This window comes from Bradyrhizobium sp. CFUWI, assembly GCF_056429085.1.
The window spans coordinates 1-404 of record NZ_JBWJZE010000277.1 but is presented as its reverse complement, the minus strand read 5'-3'; the positions used below and the strand labels follow the sequence as shown (position 1 = coordinate 404).

The 404-nt window shown below is 60.6% G+C and carries 1 pseudogene; it reads left to right on the top strand.

Features of this window, described 5'->3' with window-relative positions:
- A pseudogene (gene thiP, locus AC066S_RS39790) lies at positions 1–404 on the top strand (thiamine/thiamine pyrophosphate ABC transporter permease ThiP); the annotation flags it as partial.

The following is a 404-nucleotide window of genomic DNA, read 5'->3' as shown; positions in this document are numbered from 1 at the left end:
TGGCTACGGCGACAAATCCCGCCGGTTGCCGCGCTTATCTTTATGCTCTGTTTCGCCAGCTTCGCCACCGTGCTATCGCTGGGCGGCGGTCCGCAGGCAACTACTATCGAGCTGGCTATTTATCAGGCGCTGAGTTACGACTACGATCCTGCCCGCGCGGCGATGCTGGCGCTGCTCCAGATGGTGTGTTGCCTTGGGCTGGTGCTGTTGAGTCAGCGACTAAGTAAGGCCATTGCGCCCGGTACCACGCTGCTGCAAGGCTGGCGCGATCCGGACGATCGTCTGCATAGCCGCATTTGCGACACGGTGTTAATAGTGCTGGCGCTGCTGCTGTTGCTGCCACCGTTGCTGGCGGTGATCGTCGATGGCGTAAATCGCCAGTTGCCGGAAGTGCTGGCACAACC